The sequence below is a fragment of the Mycobacterium paraense genome, assembly GCF_002101815.1.
Classification (GTDB): Bacteria; Actinomycetota; Actinomycetes; order Mycobacteriales; family Mycobacteriaceae; genus Mycobacterium; species Mycobacterium paraense.
Genome location: NZ_LQPM01000049.1, coordinates 46,651 through 66,761, shown reverse-complemented (window position 1 = coordinate 66,761; position 20,111 = coordinate 46,651). Strand labels below are relative to the sequence as shown.

Here is a 20,111-nt window from a genome sequence, read left to right as displayed (position 1 = left end):
GCTCGCAATGAAATTCGCGATGGCGTGCTACGGGGCGCGAGGCGATGTCGAGCCGTCCGTCGTGGTGGGCCGCGAGCTGGTGCGCCGAGGGCACGACGTGCGCATGGCGGTACCGCCCAACCTGGTCGGTTTCACCGAGGCGGCCGGCGTTTCGGCCGTCGGCTACGGTCTGGACTCGCGGATCATCATGGACGTCCAGCGCGACTACTGGACGCTGCTGTTTCGCAGCCCCTGGAAGATGCAGGAACTGGACAGGCTGGGGCGCGAAATCTCGGCGATCGTGAGCCAATGCTGGACGGAGGAAGCCTTCACAACGCTGAAGTCGCTGGGAGACGGGGCCGACCTGATCATCTCCGGCTACGGCTTCGAGCAGTTCCCGTTCAATGTCGCCGAGTATTACGACATTCCGTTCGTCATGCTGCATTGGTTCCCAATCCGGGCCAACGGGAAAGTCATGCCCCTGTTGCCGGCACCGTTGGGCCGCGCCGCAATGCGGGGATACGAGCGGATGACATGGGGCGGTCCGGCGAAGGAAGCCGAGGACGCGCAGCGTCGTCTGCTCGGTCTACCCGCCGCGACACGCCCCTGGACGCGCCGGATCGCCGAGCGCGGATCGCTTGAAATCCAGGGCTACGACCGGCTTTTCATCCCGGGACTGGAAGCCGAGTGGGCGAAATGGGACGGCAAACGCCCCTTCGTGGGCACGCTGACACTGGGATTCCCACAGGATGCCGATGACGAGGTGTTGTCCTGGATCGCGGCGGGAACACCGCCGATCTGCTTCGCCTTCGGCAGCCTCGCCGTCGAGTCTGCCGCCGACAGGCTGGCCATGATCGCCGCGGCCTGCGCGCGCCTGGGCGAGCGCGCGCTGGTTTGCGCCGGCGTCAGCGACTTCAGCGATATTCACCACTTCGAGCACGTCAAGGTGGTGGGCGCGGTGAATTACGAGGCGGTCTTTCCCGCCTGCCGCGCGGTCGTGCATCACGGCGGTGCGGCCACCACGGCCACGTGCCTGCGCTCCGGAGTCCCGCAGGTGGTGCTATGGACGTTCTACGATCAGCCGCTGGAGGGCGCCGCGCTCAAACGCTTGGGGGTGGGCACCTCTCGCCGTCTTTCGACCACCACCGAGGAGTCGCTGGTCAAGGACCTGCGCCGGATTCTTGCGCCGGAATACCGGGCCCGCGCCCGCGAGCTCGCGCCCCGGATGACCACGCCCGCCGAAAGCGTCGCGGCCGCCACCGATCTGGTGGAGAACTTCGCCCGCTTGCAGCGAGTGGGCTGACGCCCATGTGCGAGGGCGAATTGGCACGTCTGACCTGGGGGAATGCTGATGTCGCGGGTGTGTTTTTTCGGGTGCGAAAATGGCGTTTTCACCGGTATCGTCACAAGCTGTGATCGAGTCGTCCGTTCCCGCGGTGCTGCGGGAACGCGCTCGAACGCGGCCCGCCGAGGCGGCGTTCACGTTCGTTGATTACGAGCGGGACTGGGCGGGCGTTCCGGAAACCCTCACGTGGTCGCAGCTGTATCGCCGAACGCTGAACGTCGCACGGGAGCTCACCGCGAGCGGGTCAACGGGTGACCGCGTGGTGATCGCGGCGCCGCAGGGCCTCGGGTACGTCACCGCGTTTCTGGGTGCGTTGCAAGCCGGTCGGATCGCGGTTCCGCTGTCGGTGCCCCAGGGAGGCGTCACCGATGAGCGCTTCATTTCGGTCCTGAGTGACGCGTCGCCCTCGGCGATTCTCACGACGTCGTCCGTCGCGGGAAACATCGCGGGGTATCTCGAGTCGAAGCCGGGTGCATCGGCGCCACCGGTCGTCGAGGTTGATGCGCTGGACCTCAACTCCGACGACGGCGCGGCCGCCGAGGCCAAGGGTCGGCCAGACATCGCGTACTTGCAGTACACCTCCGGGTCGACGCGCACTCCGAAGGGCGTCGAGATCTCGCACTCAAACATCGTGGCCAACTTCGAGCAGATCAATGCCGACATCTTCGGTGGGGCCGCGCCGCAGGACACCACAATGGTGTCCTGGCTGCCCTTCTATCACGACATGGGTCTGTATCTGGCCATCATCTTTCCCGTGCTGGCGGGGTTTCCCGCCCTGATCACCAGCCCCGCGTCGTTCCTGCAACGACCCGCCCGGTGGGTGCAAGCGCTGGCGAGCAACAGCCGAGCATTCTCCGCGGCGCCGAACTTCGCTTTCGAATTGGCGGCACGGAAAACCTCGGATGACGACCTGGCCGGCCTCGATCTTGGCAACGTGCTCGGCATCCTCAACGGCAGCGAGCGAGTGCAACCCGCGACACTGCAACGCTTCGCGGAGCGGTTCGCCCGCTTCAACTTTCGTGACACGGTGTTGCGGCCCGCGTATGGAATGGCGGAAGCGACGGTGTACATCGCGACGCGTGCGGTGGGCCAGTCGCCGGAAATCGTTCACTTCGAATCCGAGAAGCTGACCGCCGGCCACGCCAAGCGGTGCGCCAGCGAAGACGGTACACCGCTGGTGAGCTACGGCGTGCCACGGTCACCGGCCGTGCGCATCGTCGACCCCGATACCAGTATCGAGTGTCCGGCGGGAACCGTCGGCGAGATCTGGGTGCAAGGCGGCAATGTCGCGCAAGGCTATTGGGGAAACCCTCCCGGCACCGAGGGCATGTTCGGTGCCACCCTCGTCGGCGCGACGGGCGGCGCATCCGCGGGCCCCTGGCTGCGGTCCGGGGATTTGGGCTTCTTCTCCGACGGCGAGCTGTTCATCCTCGGCCGCATCAAGGATCTCCTGATCGTCAACGGCCGCAACCATTCTCCCGACGACATCGAGGCGACGATTCAGGAAGTCACCCGCGGACGCTGCGTGGCGATCGGGGTTCCGGACGACGACGGCGTCGAGAATGTGGTCGCCATTGCCGAGCTCAAGAATCGCGACGAACCCGAAGAGGCCGCGAAGCAGCGGATGGGCGTCGTCAGGCGGGACATCGCGACCGCCATATCGAAGGCGCACGGCCTGAGCGTGGCGGATCTCGTTCTGGTGCCGCCCGGTTCGATTCCCATCACCACGAGCGGCAAGGTCCGACGACGGGACTGCGTGCAGCTGTATCTGCGCGACGAGTTCACCCGCTTGGACGGGCCGATCCGCCGGCCGCTGCGGCGTGCGGTCGAGGACGCCGACGCGGGCGCCGGCACCGACTCGGGCTGGACGCAACGCCTGCGCGGGCTTCGCCGCCAGCGGCAGTCGCTCCGCCGCCAAGAGCATGACCTGCTGGTGGAGGTGGTGTGCGCACAGGCCGCGGCGGTGTTGGGGCGCCCCGGCCCGGAGGACATCGACCCCGAATCCGCTTTTGGCGACCTGGGTTTCGATTCGGTCAAGGCCACGGAGCTGCTTGACCGGCTGAGGACCGAGACCGAGCTGCCGTTGCCGCCCACGCTGGCCTTCGACTACCCCACTCCCGACGAGTTGGCCGCCCATCTGGGCGGGCTGCTGGACGGGTCTGTCGCGCCGGCGCCGGCGGTGCAGTCGCGGCCCGCGGCGGACGAGCCGATCGCGGTGGTGGGCATGGCCTGTCGGTTCCCCGGCGGGGTGGATTCGCCGGCGGCGTTGTGGGACCTGGTGGCCAGTGGCACCGACGCCGTCGGGCGTTTTCCGGCCGACCGCGGCTGGAACCTGGGGGAGTTGTTCGATCCCGATCCCGACGCGGTGGGCAAGACGTACGCGAGCGCCGGCGGATTTTTGGCGGACGCGGCCGGGTTCGACGCGCCGTTCTTCGGCATCTCGGCGCGCGAGGCGCTGAGCATGGATCCCCAGCAGCGGTTGCTGCTGGAGGTGTGCTGGGAAGCGTTGGAGGCCGCGCGGATTGATCCGTCCTCGTTGGCGCGCTCGGAGACCGGGGTGTTCGTCGGGGCGTGGTCACAGTCTTACGGCGCGAGCGGCTCCGACGGGGTGGAGGGCTACGCGCTGACCGGCCTGTCCACCAGCGTGGCCTCGGGGCGCGTCGCCTATGCGTTGGGTTTGCAGGGCCCCGCCATCACCCTCGACACGGCGTGCTCGTCGTCGTTGGTGGCCGCGCATTTGGCCTGTCAGTCGCTGCGCAACGGCGAGTCGTCCCTTGCCCTCGCCGGTGGTGTCACGGTCATGACGACGCCGTCGGTGTTCACCGAGTTCGCGCGGCAGCGCGGGCTGGCCGCCGACGGGCGCTGTAAAGCGTTCTCCGCCAACGCCGATGGCACCGGCTGGGGCGAGGGCGCCGCGGTGCTGGTGCTGGAACGGCTCAGTGAAGCGCGGCGCCACCACCGCCCGGTGCTGGCGGTGATCGCGGGTTCGGCGATCAACCAGGACGGCGCCTCCAACGGGTTGACGGCCCCCAACGGGCCCGCGCAGCAACGGGTCATCACCCAGGCCGCGGCCAAAGCGGGTGTCGGGCTGGATCAGGTCGACGTGGTCGAGGCCCACGGCACCGGCACCAGCCTGGGCGACCCGATCGAGGCGGGCGCCCTGATCGCGACCTATGGTGCGGCGCGCAGCGCCGAGCGCCCGTTGTGGTTGGGGTCGATCAAATCGAACATCGGGCACACCCAGGCCGCCGCCGGCGTGGCGGGCATGATCAAGATGATCGAGGCGCTCAACCACGACACCCTGCCCCCGACGCTGAACGTGGATCGGCCCAGCCCGCAGGTGGATTGGTCGGCGGGCACGGTGCGGCTGCTGACCGAGCCGGTAGCCTGGCCGGTCACCGATCATCCGCGCACGGCGGCGGTGTCGTCGTTCGGGATCAGCGGCACCAACGCGCACGTGATCCTGCAACAGGCGCCGACCCCAGAGCCGGCCGAGCGAACCGACGCGGGTGCCGAGTTCGGGCCGCGGCTGTGGGCGGTGTCGGCGCGCACCCCCGCGGCGTTGAGCGCGCAGGCCGACCGGTTGCACCACCACCTGGTCAGCCATCCCGAGCTAGACCTCACCGACGTGGCCTACAGCCTGGGCGGCACCCGCGCTCATCACCCGTATCGGGCGGTGATCACCGATGCGGCGTCCTCCGCGGATGCGCGGGAAGACCTGCTGGCCGCGTTGGACGCGCTGCGCGACGGCCGGGCCCACCCGCAGCTGATTCAGCATCATTTCTTGGCCCATCTGCGCGGCAAGACCGTCTTCGTCCTGCCCGGGCAGGGGGGCCAGTATCCGGGCATGGGTGCCGAGCTGTATGCACGGCATCGGGTGTTCGCCGACATGGTCGACGCCTGCGACGAGGCGTTGCGCCCGTTCACCGACTGGTCAGTGCGGGACGTCCTGCTTCAGGACCCTGCGGCGCCGTCGCTGGATCGCGTGGATGTGGTTCAGCCCGTGCTGTTTACGATGATGGTCTCGCTGGCCGAGGTGCTCGGCCACTGCGGCATCGTCCCCGACGCAGTGATCGGGCATTCCCAGGGCGAGATCGCCGCCGCGTATCTCGCCGGGGTATTCGGCCTGCCCGAGGCCGCCAAGATTGTGGCGCGGCGCAGCCAGGCGCTGAGCGCGCTGTGTGGCGCCGGCGCGATGGCCTCGGTGCTGCTGGGCGCCGAGCAACTCGAGTCGCTGCTGCGGCCGTGGGGTGCGGCGCTGAGCATCTCGGCGATCAACGGCCCCTCGCACACCATCGTCAGCGGCGACCCCGGCGCGCTGCAGCAGTTCAGCTCGGCGTGTGAGCGTGACGGCATCCAGATCCGCCCGATCGCGGTGGACTACGCCTCGCACTGCGCCCAGGTCGAGGCGGTCCGCGAGCGGTTGCTGGCCGAGCTGGCCGACCTCAGCCCGGCGCCCGGGCGAATCCCCCTGTATTCGACGGTGGGACAAGGGGTTTCGGTCGAACCGCTGGACACCACCACCATGGACGCCGACTACTGGTATCGCAACCTGCGCGAGCCGGTCGGCTTCCACGACCGCGTCCTCGAGCGGCTCGCCGCGGGGGAGTGCACGTTCGTGGAGCTGTCCCCGCACCCGGTATTGGCCCCCGCGCTGGTCGACACCCTCGCCCAGACCCCGGGGCGCGCCCAGTCGGCGGTCGTCATCACCTTGCACCGCGAGCGTCCGGGCCACGAGAGCCTGGCTAAGGCGTTGGCGCAGTTGCACACTCACGGCCACAGCCCGTCCTGGCCGGCGCTGTACCCCCACGCCCACACCGTCGCCCTGCCCACCTACCCCTTCGACCACCGCCGCTACTGGCTGGCCCCCGCCCCGACCGGCGACGCCGCCGAACCCGGCCCGGTCGCCGCCCTGGCCGACCAGGGGCAGGCCACCTCGGCGAGCCCCCGAACGCTGGCCGCGACCTTGGCCGCCCAGAACCCTCAGCAACGGCTTGACACCCTCACCGCGATGGTCACCGCGACGGCCGCCGCCGTGTTGGCCCATCCCGATCCGGCGGCGCTCGATCCCGATGGGCCCTTGAAGGATCTCGGCATCGACTCGCTGACGGCCATGGAGTTGCGCAACACCCTCAACCGGCACACCGGCCTGGCCCTGCCGGCAACGCTGGCCTTCGACCACCCCACCCCGGCCAAGCTCGCCCGCCACCTGGCCGACCTGCTCGACGAACCCGCCGCATCCGCGGTCCCGGCGGCGCCCGTCGGCACGCGCAGCGCCGAGCCGGTGGACAACAGGCTCGCACACGTCGATCAAGCGGTGTTCCTGACCATGCGAGCGGTTCACGGCACCCAGGTTCAGTTCATCTGGGTCTACGACCGTGGCGTCAATCTTGATGGGCTGCGCCGTTTTCAGAGCAATCTGGGCTGCGGGCTGTTGGGGCGCAGGGTCGAACGTTCCCCGATACCGTTCGCGCGTGACCACTGGGTGAGGGCCCCTGGCCCGGACGACATCGACATCGCCGCGACGCCGCGGCGGCGCTCCGACGTGAGCGCCTGGGCCGACGAGCGGGTGCGCCTCCCCGTCGATCCGGAGTGGGGGCCCGGCTGGCACCTCGGGATGCTGCCGCTCGAGGACGGCGGGGCCGCCGTCAGCCTGGTGGTTTCGCACACGATCGTCGACGGGATCGGGTTTGTCGAGGCGATAGCCGATGCCGCCGAGGGCCGGACGCGCGACCTGGGCTATCCGCCGGCGGAGTCGCGCAGCCTCGCGCGGGCGGTCCGTGAGGATCTCCGGCAAACCGCCAGAGAGCTGCCAGACATCGGGCGGGCTCTGGTGGCCACGGCTCGACGGGCCTGGCCCGACCGCAAGCAATTCGCGTCATCGATGAAGGCGGCGCCGCCTTCCCAACGGACGGCCGGCGACGATCAGGCGGTAGAGGTGCCCGCCCTGACCGCATACATCGACCCGGCCGAATGGGATGCCCGCGCGAAAAACCTTGTTGCGAGCAGCAACTCGCTGGTGGCCGGAGTGGCGTGCCGGCTCGCGGCAAGGGTCGGGCGGGTTCGCGACGACGGAAAAGTCACCCTGCGCTTTCCGGTATCGCTGCGGACCGCGGGCGATACCCGCGGCAACGCGCTCACCGTGGTCGACGTCGCGGTCGATCCAACGCTCGCCGCGACGGACCTCAGGGACACGCAGGCCACGATCACGCGGGCAATCCTCGCGGGGATGGAGAACCCCGACGAAGAGTTTTTGGCGACATTCCCACTGGCGGCGATGGTTCCGCGGCGGCTGAACAGGAGACTGGCCGCGATGGCGGCGGGCGGTGCCAGCCTCCCGGTGACCGTCTCCAATTTCGGTGACCTGTCCGCGGCGGTGAACCGGCCCGACGGCAGCGATGCCGACTATGCCTATATGAGGTCCTACGAGCCCGACATCAAGAAGAGCACCCTCGAGCACATCGGTGGGCAACTGTTCGTGGGTTCCGGGCGGGGCAACGGGAAGATCTTTCTCAGAATTTCGGCATACGTTCTCGGCCGGGAAAATACCAAAAATGAGTTGCGGGAGATCATTTCGCGCACCTTGGCCGAATTCGACTTGACCGCGGAGATCGACAGCTGACCGGCGCCGGCGGCAAACGGCACCCGACGCCGGTATGACGATGCCGATGCGGTGATTTCACCAACCTGGCACTCTGTTGAACACGCGTGTGATAATCCTCGCTTGGTGACCTCTCAACAGTCCGACAGCGTCAGCCCGACCGAGGAGACGCCGAGTCGGCCCCCCGCGCAAGCGCGATTTCGCCCCGACATCGAGGGCTTGCGCGCCGTGGCGGTGCTGGCCGTGGTCCTGTTCCACGCGGGGATGCCAGGCATCGGTGGCGGGTTTGTGGGCGTCGACGTGTTCTTCGTCATTTCGGGCTTCCTCATCACGGGGTTGCTGTGGCGCGAGGCGAACGGCAGCGGCAAGGTCCGGCTGGGCCGCTTCTACGGGGCACGGGCCCGCCGACTGCTGCCGGCGTCGGCCACGGTGGGCGTCATCACCGCCGTCGCGGCTTTTCTCCTCCTGCCGCCCTTGCAAGTCGGCAGCGTCCTTCGCGACGGCATCGCCAGCGCGCTGTATGTCAGCAACTACTGGTTCATCAACGGAAGCGTCAACTACTTCGGCGGCCACCTGCCGCCGTCACCGTTCCAGCACTATTGGTCGCTGGGCGTCGAGGAGCAGTTCTACCTGGTGTGGCCGGCGCTGATCATCGGCACGGCGTGGCTCCTCCGACGCGTGGGTCGGCGCACCAGGATCCGTGCCACCGCCTCGCAACGTCCGTACCTGGTCGTGCTCGCGCTGGTCGCGGTGGCGTCGTTCGCGCTGTCGCTGGTGGACACCCTGTGGCTGCCGTCCGTGGCGTTCTATTCGCTGCCGACGCGGGCCTGGCAATTGGCGGTCGGTGGCATGGTCGCCCTCACCGCCGATCAATGGCGCCGGCTGGCGCCGCGAGCCGCCGTGCCGACCGGATGGGCGGGGCTGGCCCTGATCCTGATGGCCTGCACCTGGTTGGGTCCGAGCACGCCGTATCCCGGTATCGCCGCGCTGTTGCCCGCGCTGGGCGCGGCGCTCGTGATCGGCACCGGCTGTGCCGCCGCGTCGCAGGGGTCCGGCCGCGTCCTGGGGACGTCGCCGATGCGGGCGATCGGCCGGATTTCGTACTCGTGGTACCTGTGGCACTGGCCGGTGCTGGTCCTCGCGCCGGCGTTGCTGGGCCACTCCCTGGGGCTGGCGGCCAGGTTGGCGGCGGCGCTGCTCTCCGGCGCGTTGGCGGTGCTCACCCTTCGCTTCATCGAGAACCCCCTGCGATTCGCCGCGCCGATACGCCGGTCCGCCTGGGCCAGCCTCGCGCTGGGCGGTGCCGCCACCGCGGTTGCGGTATGCGTGGGCCTGGTGCTGCTGGAACATGTGCCGACCCCCGTCGGGCGTGGCCCGGCGGCTGCGACGCTGACCGTCACGGCGGCGCCCGTCCCGGCGGGCTCGGGCATCGAGGCCTACGACGCGGCCGTGCGGCAGGCGTTCGGGCAGGTGCAGGCCGCCGTCGCGGCGTCGGCCGACCTCAAATTCGTCCCGTCGAACCTGAGCCCGCCGCTCGCGCGGTCCGGCGACTTGTTGTTCAACGGTTGCCTGCGCAACATCGCCGAAGTCGGACAGCCCGAGTGTGCATCCGGCGATACCGCCTCGACGACGACGATCGCCCTCGCCGGCGACTCGAACGCGGCGATGTGGAACCCTGCGCTGCAGGAGATCGCCGGCCAGCGGCACTGGCGGCTGGAGACGCTGGCCAAGGGGGCCTGCCCGTTGATGGACCTGCCCAGCAGCGTCCCTCTGCACCACCTGGCCGAACGATATTCACACTGCCAGCAATGGCGCGAGCAGATCATGGCCCGGTTGCGTGCCGAGCACCCTCGGCTGGTGGTGCTGAGCATGTGGCGGGGCTACACCGCCGACGGCGAACGGCTATTGGGAGTCGACGCGTACGGCCGGGCCTGGCTCGACAGCCTGACCCGTCTCGTGCAGCAGCTGCGCGGCACCGGCACCAAGGTGCTGGTGCTCGGGCCGATCCCGGATCCGCAGTCCGAGGTGCCGATCTGCCTGTCCGGCCACCTCGATGACGCGACGGCCTGCTCGCCGCCCACGTCGGCGGCGATCAACCAGCCCGGCATCGCGGGCGAGTCGGCCGCCACCAGGGCCGGCGGCGGACAATACGCCGACCTCACGGAGCTGTTCTGCACCAAGGCCCGCTGCCCGGTCATCGTCGGCAACACCCTGGTTTACCGCGACTGGCGACACATCACGTTGGAATACTCGCGGGTGTTGGCGCCGGCGATCGGGGCGCTGACCGACCGCGCGCTGGCCGGCGGCTGACCTCGGACGGTCAGGTGGCGAAGTGCGCCTGGTTGACGTGGGCGGCCACTCGCAGGGCGTTGGCCGCGACCGTCAGGCTGGGGTTCAAACCGGCGCTGGACGGGAAGAACGACGTGTCCACCACGTAGAGGTTGTCCACTTCGTGCGCACGGTTCTGCGGGTCCAGCACGCTGGTCCTGGGATCGTCGCCGAAGCGGCAGGTGCCGCAGACGTGGCCCAGGTTGGTGTTGTCTTTGCCGTTGCCCAGGGTGAGGTGGCGAAACGGCTGCAGGACCTCCTTCAGCCGCCGCACGAACGCCGCGCGGCGCTCGACCTCGCTCGGGTGTAGCCGGTACCGCAGTCGCAGCCGCTGGCGATCGTCCGCGCCGGGCCGATCGCTGGGCAGGACGCGGTTGTCCAGATACGGCAGGTCCTCCATGATTCCGGCCAGCACCAGTCCGCCGGTGACGAACCGCCGATACAACCCGCGTCCCGCGGGGTTCGTCGCGCGCAGCGCCTTCCCCCGCCAGCCGGGGCGGTTGGCCAGCCACTCCAGGGGCGGTATCTCGCCGAACGACTGCACGGTGCCGTATTTCTGCCCCTCGACGAAATAGAAGTCGTTGAGCCCGATCTCCTTGTTGGCGGCCGCGGTCCTGCGTTGGGGGTTTGGCCAGACCTCGATCGGCTCCAGCAGGTGGCGCATCAGGTTGCGGCCCACCCAGTCCGAGCCGTTGGCCAGTCCGCGCGGCCACTGCCCGGACCGGGAGTTGAGCAACAGCACCGGGGTGGCCAGCGCGCCGGCGGCCAGCACCACCACGTTGCCCTGCAACGCCAGCATGTCGGAGCGATACTGGGCGATCACCCGCTGCACCCGGGTCCGGTCCGCCTCCAGATGGACGACCCGGCATTCGGTCAGCAGGCCGGCGCCATGCTCGGCAATGGCGGGCAGCACGCCATTGCGGGCGGCGTCGTTCTTGCACGACCGCTCGCACAGATAGGTCTGGCAGGTGACACACCCCTCGGTGTAATCGCAGGCCATCGGCAGGTGGTAGGGGTGCAGCCCGCGGCCGGTCAGGTAGTTGACCAGCGGCTGGTTGTCGAGTGAAAACGGCGGGGCCGCGGGCAAACCGACGGCGGCGGCCTCGGGGCGCAGCGGATCGGGCGCGCCGCGCACGTTGAGAAGTTTTTCGGCTTCGGCGTACCAGGGACTCAGCTCGTCGTAGGTGATCGGCCAGGCCTCGGGCACGGTGGAGTCACCGGGGTCGCGGAAGTTCTGCCGCGGCGTGAAGTCTCGGGCGAAGAATCGTTCGCAGACCATGCCGTACAGCGCCGACGAGCCGCCGGTGCCGCTGCCGATGAACGGCGTGAACCGCTTGGGGGAGCGCCCGCTGATGTCTTCGATCTCGTCCGTGCAGCGCCCGGCCCGGGCCAGGGCGTCGTAGTAGGCCTCAGCGGAACGGGCGGCCTTCGGTTCGGCCAGTTCGGGGATGGCCGCGCGGATCGTGCCGGCCGTGCCGGGCAGTGTCGAGCGGCCCTTTTCGACGAACAGCACCCGCCGGCCCGAGCGGGCCAGCGAGTAGCCCAGCATCCCGCCGCCCATGCCGGTGCCCACGACGATCGCGTCCCACACCACGCGTTCGGCCTCGCGCGCGCTCAACTCGCGGTCAGCCAATCGAGCTCCTCGGCGGATGGTGTCCAACGCTTTGCCCGGTCGGGGCGAATCGCGATCCTAGCACCGCCTTGCCGCCGTCCGACCCGTTCAAAAATGTTGCGGTGGCCAGCGGCGGCGGCTGTTAGCATCGCCCCCATGTCTGCAGGCGGCGCCCCGGTACGGATCGGCATCCTCGGCGCTTCGCGTTGGGCGCCGACGACGTTTCTCACCCCGGCCAAGGAGAACTCCGAGGTCGTCGTCGCCGCGGTGGCCTCACGCGACGCCTCCCGCGCTCGGGACTTTGCCGCCAAACACGGCATCGCCCGCGCGCACGACAGCTACGAGGCGCTCGTCGCCGATCCGGACCTGGACGCCGTCTACAACCTGCTGCCGACGAGCGTGCACGGCCGGTGGACCCGCGCCACGCTCGACGCGGGGAAGCACGTGCTGTGCGAAAAGCCGTTCACCGCCAATGCCGCCGAGGCCCGCGAGATCGCCGAACTCGCCGACAAGTCCGACCGGGTCGTGATGGAGGCGCTCCAGTACCGCTACCACCCGCTGACCGCGCGGGTCGAGCAGATCATCGCGTCGGGGGAGCTGGGCACGTTGGAGCGGGTGGAGGTCGCCGTCTGCGTGTTGCTGCCGAAGCGCTCCAACGCCAACGTCTACGACTACTCCCTGGCCGGGGGCGCGGTGATGGATGCCGGCGTCTACACGGTCGACATGCTCCGGACGTTCGGCGGTTCGACGCCCGAGGTCGTCTCGGCGAAAGCGAAGCTGGACGGCCCTCAGGTCGACCGGGTCATGACGGCGGAGATGCGGTTCGCCGAGGGGCACACCGGCCGGCTGCACTGCGCGCTGTGGTCGTCGAACCTGTTTTGGGCGAACGCCAAGATCATCGGGGATCGCGGCCAGCTGAGCTACTTCAGCCCGGCGGCGCCGCACCTGTTGCCCCGGCTGTCGATCCGCTCGGCCGATTCCAAGCGGGTGGAGCGCTTCCCCCGGCGCACCACCTACGCGTATCAGCTCGACGCTTTCGCCGGGGCGGTGCTGCGCGGGGAGCCGGTGAAGACGACGTCCGAAGGCGCGATCGAGAACATGACCGTCATCGACGCGATCTACCGGGCGGCCGGCCTCCCGCTGCGCCAGCCGGGCTGAGTCGCCGACCGGCTCCGATCAGCGACGGGCCGACCTCGGCGGCGCGATCTCGGGCGGCAGCGCGCCATCGGTGAACCACGCGTCGACGGTGCGCGCGAACAGGTCCGGGTAGCGCGTGGCCCAATCGTGCGGCATGCCGGTCGCGACCCGGTCGACACCGTTGGGCATCTGCTGTGCGAGGGCCGCGGCCCAGCGGCGCGCGACCGGCAGCTCCTTGCCGCCGGTCAGGAACAACGTGGGTGAATCCGATTGGCCGAGGTTCTCGGGCAGCGTGAACCCCGAGGACGCCATGATGACGTCGGCGAGCTGTCCGCTGGTGATGAGGCGCACGTCCTCGCGATAGTCGTCGACATGGGCGGGGGGAACCTTGCCCTGCCAGGCGGTCCGGTAGCGCCGCACCATCGCGCGGTACATCGAGTTCCGGGCGGGCAGCGACAGCAGGCGCCGCGTCAACGGCACGAACGGCACCCTGTTGATGGCGGCCCCGCACAGCACCGCCCGGTCGACGAGTTTGGGCTCGGTCGCCAGCAACTGCACCCCGACCTGAGCGCCGAGCGACAGGCCCACTACGTGTGCCCGCCCGGTCTCCACCCGGGAGCGAATGAGGTCCGCCACCGCGGCGGCGGCCCGTCCCATCTCGAAGGGGCCGTGTTCAAAGCTCTTGCCGTAGTGGGGCAGATCGGGGACCAGGCAGTGGTATTGCTGCATCCGTTCGACCACCGGCTCCCAGAACCAACCGCTGGTATACGCGCCGTGCAGGAAGACGATCGCGGGTGCCCCGACCGGACCGGATTCGCGCACGAACAGGTCCATGCGGGCGACCCTATCAGCCGTCCTGCGACCTTTCCGGCCTACCGAGCGGTCATCAGCCACGGTGTTCCCAAACTTCTGGTCTATTGCACTGGTGTTGGATAGACTGCCGGACGAGTTAGCCGGGGGCGGGAGGCCCCCACCATTCCACAACGCGCACGGGGGACCGAAGGGCAAGGTTCCGGATGGCTGAAGGTGTGTTCGGGCGCAGCGACGCTGAGACCGATCTACTGGTCCGTGGCATGCGGTCGGGGATCGCGGTGGTGGGCTTCGGCTACATCGGCACGGTGATCGGTGCGGTGCTGGCCGATCGCGGCTGGCCGGTGACCGGAATCGACGTGCGGCAGAACGTCGTCGAGGAGATCAACTCGGGCAAGACCAGCGTTCCCGAACCGGGGCTGGGCGAGATGGTGGCCAACAACGTGCGAGTCGGCCGCCTGCGCGCCACGACCGATTTCGGCGCCCTGGCGCACAACGACTTCGTCATCGTCACCGTCGGCACGCCACTGGGTCCGGATTACGAGCCCATCGTCGATGACATCAAGGCGGCGGCGCGGGCGGTGGGGGAGCACCTGCACCGCGGTCATCTCGTCATCCTCAAGAGCACCGTGCCGCCCGACACCACCGAAAACCTGGTGCTGCCGATCCTGGAGGAGGCCTCGGGGCTGCGGGCCGGGGTGGACTTCGGGTTGGCGTTTTGCCCGGAGCGGCTCGCCGAGGGCCAGGCCATCAGCGAGCTGACGTCCATCCCGGTGGTGGTGGGCGCGGTCGATGAGGTCACCGCGCGGGCCTGCTCGACGCTGTGGCGACACGCCCTGGGTGTGGAATCCATCGTCGTGGACGATCCGCGCACGGCCGAGATGGTCAAGCTCGCCGACAATCTGTGGATCGATCTCAACATCGCGATGGCCAATGAGCTGGCCAAGGTGTGCGACCGGCTGAACATGGACGGGCTGCAGGTCATCGACGCGGCCAACTCGATGCCCAAGGGCACGCACAAGGTGAACATCTTGCGGCCGAGCATGGGCGTGGGAGGGTACTGCCTGACCAAGGATCCCTGGTTCGTCAACCATCTCGGAGAGTCGCTGGGGTTGGAGCTGGGCATCCCGCGCACGTCGCGCACGGTCAACGACACCATGCCCGCCTACACCTATGGGCTGCTCACGCAGCTGCTCGCCGAACAGGACAAGGTCATCGAGTCCAGCAAGATCGCGGTGTTGGGCATCGCGTTTAAGAACAACACCGGTGATTGCCGGCTCACGCCCACCAAGTACGTCGTCGAGTTACTCGAACAGTCCGGCTGCGAGCTGTCCATCCATGACCCCTGGGTGCCCGACGAGGAGGCGCCCACGGTGACAACGATCCCACTGACCCCCGACATCGAGTCCGCGGTCAAGGATGCCGACGCGCTGGTGGTCCTCGCCGGTCACCGAGAATTCCACCAGATTCCGCTGGCCCGGCTCGCGGATCTGACGGCGTCGGGGTGCGTGTTCCTCGACGGTCGCAACAGCTTCGACCCAGCGGCCGTGCGCGCCGCCGGTTTCGTGTACAAGGGCATCGGCCGGTAGCCATACTGCAGGCGAAGGTAAACCCGTACACAGAACTGAAAGAGCGAATATGTCTCATGTCGTCGTAACGGGCGGCTACGGCTTGATCGGGTCGCATTTGGTCTCCGCACTGCTGGGGCGTGGCGACTCGGTGACGGTTTTCGACCAGGCAAAGAACACCCGCGACACCAGCATCGACTTCGACCGGCACCCCAACTTCCGGTTCGTGCAAGGCGACGTCACCGATCTGAGCGCCCTCGAACAGGCCCTCACCCCCGGCGTCGACAAGGTCTTCCACCTGGCCGCGGTTGTCGGCGTCAAGAACTACATGAAGGATCCGCTGCAGGTTCTCGACGTCAACGTGACCGGCACCCGCAACGTCCTGGAGCTGAGCCAGCGGCACGGCACCCGCGTGGTGTTCGCCAGCACGTCCGAGGTGTTCGGCAAGAACCCCAACCCGCCGTGGGCCGAGGACGACGACCGCGTGCTCGGTTCGACCAAAACGGCGCGGTGGAGCTACAGCACCAGCAAGGCCATGGCCGAGCATCTGGTGTTCGCGATGCACACCGCCTACGGACTGCCGGTGACGGTCGTTCGCTACTTCAACGTCTACGGCCCGCGGCAGAACCCGATCTTCGTGATTTCGCAGACCGTGCACCGCATCCTCAACGGGCTGCGGCCGTTGCTCTACGACTCGGGTGACCAAACCCGGTGCTTCACCTACGTCGACGACGCCATCGCCGGCACCCTGCTGGCGGCCGACAGCGACGCGGCGATCGGCGAGGCTTTCAACATCGGCAGCATGACCGAGACGACCATGCGCGACGCCATCGAACTGGCGATCAAGATCGCCAACGTCGATTCGGTGTCCGAGGCCGAAGTCGTCGACACGGCGGAGCGCTACGGGGGTCGCTACGAGGACATCCCTCGCCGCATCCCGGACTCGACGAAGGCGCAACGCGAGCTGGGCTGGCGCCTGAAGGTCGACGTCGAGGAGGGGATTCGCCGCACCATCGATTGGGCGCGAGCCAACCCCTGGTACCTGAAAGGACCCGCGGGGGATTAGGGCGCGCTAGCCGCGGGCGAGCGCGCGGTCGGCGAGCGCTCCCATCGCCGGTGCCAACTGCCGGGAGTAATCGGCCGTGATGTGGTTCCAGTCGAGGTAAACCATGGCGTTGCCGACGATGACGGGGCAGCGGGTCGTGGTGCAGAACAGCTCGGTGAGGTCCGCGTACTGCCCGCCGCTGGCCTTGGTGGCGGCGGTCTCGGCCGCGATGCCGGCGTCGCTGACCGCGGTCGACCGCGGCGGCGCGCAGGCCGTCGCGTCGTCGAGGTGCCCGGACAGGCAGTCCGGTACCGCCGTGGCCGGGTCGGGGACCGGCCCCAGCACCAGCACCGTGGCGCCGGTGCTGCGCAGCTGCTGCACCAAGCGGCTCAGGCTGGCGATCCACGCCGGGTCGTAGGGCGTGTAGCCCGCCTGCCAGCTGCCCTCGCTGCGCTCCCGCGACATGCTCACCATGACGAGCCGCGGGTGCTCGGCGCGGAGCCGGGCCAGGATCAAGGCGCGCCACTCGTCGCAGTGCATGAAGCGCTCGATCAGGCCATCGAGGTGTTTCGCGATGGGCACGTCGAGCAGCGGGCAGCCCGCCTTGGCCATCATCTCCAGCCGCCAGTGCCGTTGCGCGGCGATCTGTTGAAACGCCGGGTTCCACATCGCGGCGTGCGAGTCGCCGACCAGGGCCACCGTCGTGCTCGAGGCGGTATCGCCCGTCGCGCACTCGGGCTGGCCGCCTTGGTTGGCCCCGCGAAAGCAGCCGCTGGACCACATCGCGTTCTGGCCGGCCGTCGCTTCGGCAACCGGCGGCTGCAGGTTCGACGGCACGGCCTTCAGGTCGGCCGACGCCGCGACCGCGGCCTGCGCCTGCGCGAACGCTTGCTGCACCGCCGCGTCGTACGCGTCGATGCCGGCACCCGCGGGGACCGGCGCCACGTTGATCGTCAACGGCGCGCCCGGGGCGCCGCGGCCGACCGGGATCGGGATCCACGCCAGCATCGCCACGCCCACGCCGACGGCGACCGCGGTGGCGGCGGCGCCGACTGCGAAGCTGGCCAGTGGAGACTTGCGCAGGGCGCCGGCGTATCGCAGCGGGCTTTCGACGTAGCGCAGCGTGAGCATCCCGAGGCCGCCGGAGAGGAGGACCGCCACCAGCCTGCCGGCCAGCCCCAGCTGGTGGCCCAGCAGGGGTACCGCGAGGACCAGCACCGGCCAGTGCCACAGATACCACGAATAGGACAGCCGGCCCATCTCGCGCATCGGCTTGACCGCCAGGATGCGGCCCGCCCCCTGCGTCGGCGTGGCGCAGCCGGCGCCGATCACCAGGACGGTGCCCAGCAGCGGCCAGATCGCCGCGGTGCCCGGATACGGCGTGGCCGGGGTCAGCTGGTTGCAGACCAACACGATCAGGGCCAGCCCCGCCCAGCCGGTGATCGCGGCCGCCCGCGCCGGAAGCCGGCGCCACTGGCCGGCCGTCAGCGCCAGCATCCCGCCCACGGCCAAATCCCAGGCCCGGGTGGGCAGCGAAAAGTACGCCGCCGGCGGCACCAGGTAAGTGGTCAGCAGCGATAGCGCGAACGACAGGACCGCGACCAACCCGAAGACGATCAGGAAGGAGCGCTTCGGCGACTTCGCTGAAGTAGTAGTAGTAGTGGCGCCGGTACGCCGGCGGGCACGGCGGATCACCCACCACGTGCCGATGATCAGCAGCGGCCACACCAGGTAGAACTGCTCCTCGACGCCCAGGGTCCAGTAGTGCTGGAAGGGCGACGGTGGCTGGTGGCCGCCGAAGTAGTCGACGTTTTCGTGAATGAACCAGTAGTTGCCGACATACAAGGCGCAGGCGATGCCGTCCTCCGTGACGCTTTTGGCCTGCAGGGGCGACAGCAAGACGGCCGAGGCGATCACGGTCACGCTGCCGATGAGGGCAGCCACCGGCAGCAGGCGGCGGACCCGCGCCGCGTAGAACTTGCGCAGCCCGAGGGTGCCGGTGTTGTTCACCTCGCGCCACAGCTGCCCGGTGATGACGAAACCCGAAATGATGAAGAAGATGTCCGGGCCGACGAACCCACCGCTGGCGCCCGGCACGTCGGCGTGAAAGAGCAGGATCGCCACGAGCGTCACGGCGCGCAGGCCCTCGATGTCCGGGCGGAATTCCTTGTGCGCCGATCCCCGACCTTGCGCTACCCCGGCAGGGCTAACGCTTTCGGCCTGGACCACGGTCACCCACTTGTCTGAGGAGGCGTTTCATCGAATCGAGGCATTATCACACACACGTTCAATGCCGCTCGGCCGAATCGGGTTCAACATCCCCGATGCCCGGTTATGCTGCTGGGCGGCTGAGCCGGGGACGCGAGCTGCCGCTTCCATTCCCCAGAATGCGCACGGGAAGGCTAGGAACTCGCCGATGAAATTTGTGCTGGCGAACTGGGGGACGCGCGGCGAGGTGGAACCCTACGTCACCGTCGGTCGCGAACTGGTGCGCCGCGGGCACGACGTGCACATGGCCGTCGCGCCCGAAATGGTCGGCTTCACCGAGGCGGCCGGGCCCACGGCGGTCGCCTACGGGCCGGAGTTGAAAGCCATCCTGGACCCGCATCGCGATTTCTGGGCGGGTCTGTTCGCCAACCCTTGGAAGATCCGGGAGCTGGGCAGGTTGTCGGGCGAATATTCGGCGCCGCTTTCCCAATGCCGGCCCGAGGTCGCCGGGACGCTGACGTCCCTGGCGGAGGGGTCCGACCTGCTGTTGACCGGCATGAATTTCGAGGACGACGCGCTCAACGTCGCGGAGTATTGCGACATCCCGCTCGCCACCCTGCACATCTTCCCGCTGCGGGCCAACGGTCAGCTGCTGCCGTATCTGCCGGCGCCATTCGCCCGCTCCGCGACACGCGCGCTCGACTGGCTGGCCTGGCGCGGAGGCAAGAAGCTCGAGGACGCGCAGCGCCGCGAATTCGGTCTGCCGGAGGCGACGAACCCCTGGCCGCATCGCATCTCCGAACGCGGATCGCTGGAAATCCAGGCCTACGACGAGGTGTGCTACCCCGGGCTGGCGGCCGAATGGGCGAAATGGGGCGGCCGGCGGCCGTTCGTCGGCGCGCTGACGATGGAGTTGCCGACGGCGGCCGACGAGGAGGTCGCGGCGTGGATCGCGGCGGGCACGCCCCCGATCTGCTTCGGATTCGGCAGCGTGGGCGTCGAATCCGCCGCCGACACGCTCGCGATGATCAGCTCGGCGTGCGCGCAGCTGGGCGAGCGCGCGCTGGTGTGCGCCGCCGGGTCGGACTACAGCGACGTCCCGCACTCCGAACACGTCAAGGTGGTGGGCGTGATGAACTATGCGGCGGCGTTGCCCGCCTGCCGCGCGTTCGTGCACCACGGCGGCTCGGGTACCACCAACGCGGGACTGCGCGCGGGACTGCCGACGTTGATCCTCTGGACGCTGCCCGATCAGGGACTCTGGGGGGCCCGGGTCAAACGGCTCAAAGTCGGTACCGGGCGGCGCTTTTCGGCGACCACCGAGAAATCGTTGGTCGCGGATCTCCGCACCATCCTCGCCCCGGAATGTCTCACCCACGCCCGCGACCTCGCCGCCCGGATGACCAAACCCGCCGAGAGCGTCGCGATCGCCGCGGACCTCGTGGAGAACTTCGCGCGCCTCAAGCGAGTGGGCTGAT

At 69.1% G+C, this 20,111-nt stretch carries 10 protein-coding genes; 7 read left to right on the top strand and 3 right to left on the bottom strand.

The window, feature by feature from the left end:
- The first annotated feature begins 7 nt into the window (after positions 1 to 7).
- From AWB89_RS25640 to AWB89_RS25630, 3 genes are all read left to right on the top strand, one after another.
- Positions 8 to 1,282 (top strand): glycosyltransferase, encoded by a 1,275-nt coding sequence (locus tag AWB89_RS25640; protein ID WP_085096527.1) that lies wholly within the window; start codon positions 8 to 10, stop codon positions 1,280 to 1,282.
- A 109-nt stretch (positions 1,283 to 1,391) separates the two neighbouring features.
- Complete coding sequence (locus tag AWB89_RS25635; RefSeq protein ID WP_085177497.1) at positions 1,392 to 7,946, top strand: type I polyketide synthase; 6,555 nt, start codon at positions 1,392 to 1,394, stop codon at positions 7,944 to 7,946.
- Positions 7,947 to 8,051: 105 nt separating this feature from the next.
- Positions 8,052 to 10,235: an acyltransferase family protein gene (locus AWB89_RS25630; RefSeq protein ID WP_372515208.1), complete on the top strand. Its 2,184-nt coding sequence runs from the start codon at positions 8,052 to 8,054 to the stop codon at positions 10,233 to 10,235.
- A 10-nt stretch (positions 10,236 to 10,245) separates the two neighbouring features.
- Here the strand turns inward: AWB89_RS25630 and AWB89_RS25625 are convergent, their stop codons facing one another.
- Positions 10,246 to 11,886 carry a GMC oxidoreductase gene (locus AWB89_RS25625; protein WP_085177493.1) on the bottom strand — a complete coding sequence of 547 codons (1,641 nt, stop codon included), beginning with the start codon at positions 11,884 to 11,886 and terminating at the stop codon, positions 10,246 to 10,248.
- A 135-nt stretch (positions 11,887 to 12,021) separates the two neighbouring features.
- On the opposite strand from AWB89_RS25625, the gene AWB89_RS25620 reads away from it, so the two are divergent.
- Positions 12,022 to 13,023, top strand: a complete 1,002-nt coding sequence (locus AWB89_RS25620; protein WP_085096515.1) for a Gfo/Idh/MocA family protein — start codon at positions 12,022 to 12,024, stop codon at positions 13,021 to 13,023.
- 18 nt (positions 13,024 to 13,041) lie between these two features.
- On the opposite strand, the gene AWB89_RS25615 is transcribed toward AWB89_RS25620, so the two are convergent.
- Positions 13,042 to 13,836 carry an alpha/beta fold hydrolase gene (locus AWB89_RS25615; RefSeq protein ID WP_085177491.1) on the bottom strand — a complete coding sequence of 265 codons (795 nt, stop codon included), beginning with the start codon at positions 13,834 to 13,836 and terminating at the stop codon, positions 13,042 to 13,044.
- Between the two features lie 182 nt (positions 13,837 to 14,018).
- Here AWB89_RS25615 and AWB89_RS25610 point away from each other — a divergent pair, with 182 nt between their 5' ends.
- Both AWB89_RS25610 and AWB89_RS25605 read left to right on the top strand, forming a co-directional pair.
- Complete coding sequence (locus tag AWB89_RS25610; RefSeq protein WP_085177489.1) at positions 14,019 to 15,401, top strand: nucleotide sugar dehydrogenase; 1,383 nt, start codon at positions 14,019 to 14,021, stop codon at positions 15,399 to 15,401.
- A gap of 49 nt (positions 15,402 to 15,450) precedes the next feature.
- Positions 15,451 to 16,446 carry an NAD-dependent epimerase/dehydratase family protein gene (locus tag AWB89_RS25605; RefSeq protein WP_085177487.1) on the top strand — a complete coding sequence of 332 codons (996 nt, stop codon included), beginning with the start codon at positions 15,451 to 15,453 and terminating at the stop codon, positions 16,444 to 16,446.
- 6 nt (positions 16,447 to 16,452) lie between these two features.
- On the opposite strand, the gene AWB89_RS25600 is transcribed toward AWB89_RS25605, so the two are convergent.
- Positions 16,453 to 18,660, bottom strand: a complete 2,208-nt coding sequence (locus AWB89_RS25600) for an acyltransferase family protein (RefSeq protein WP_085094637.1) — start codon at positions 18,658 to 18,660, stop codon at positions 16,453 to 16,455.
- Between the two features lie 181 nt (positions 18,661 to 18,841).
- Between AWB89_RS25600 and AWB89_RS25595 the strand changes: the two genes are divergently transcribed.
- Positions 18,842 to 20,110, top strand: a complete 1,269-nt coding sequence (locus tag AWB89_RS25595) for a glycosyltransferase (protein ID WP_085177485.1) — start codon at positions 18,842 to 18,844, stop codon at positions 20,108 to 20,110.
- Position 20,111: the final 1 nt, after the last annotated feature.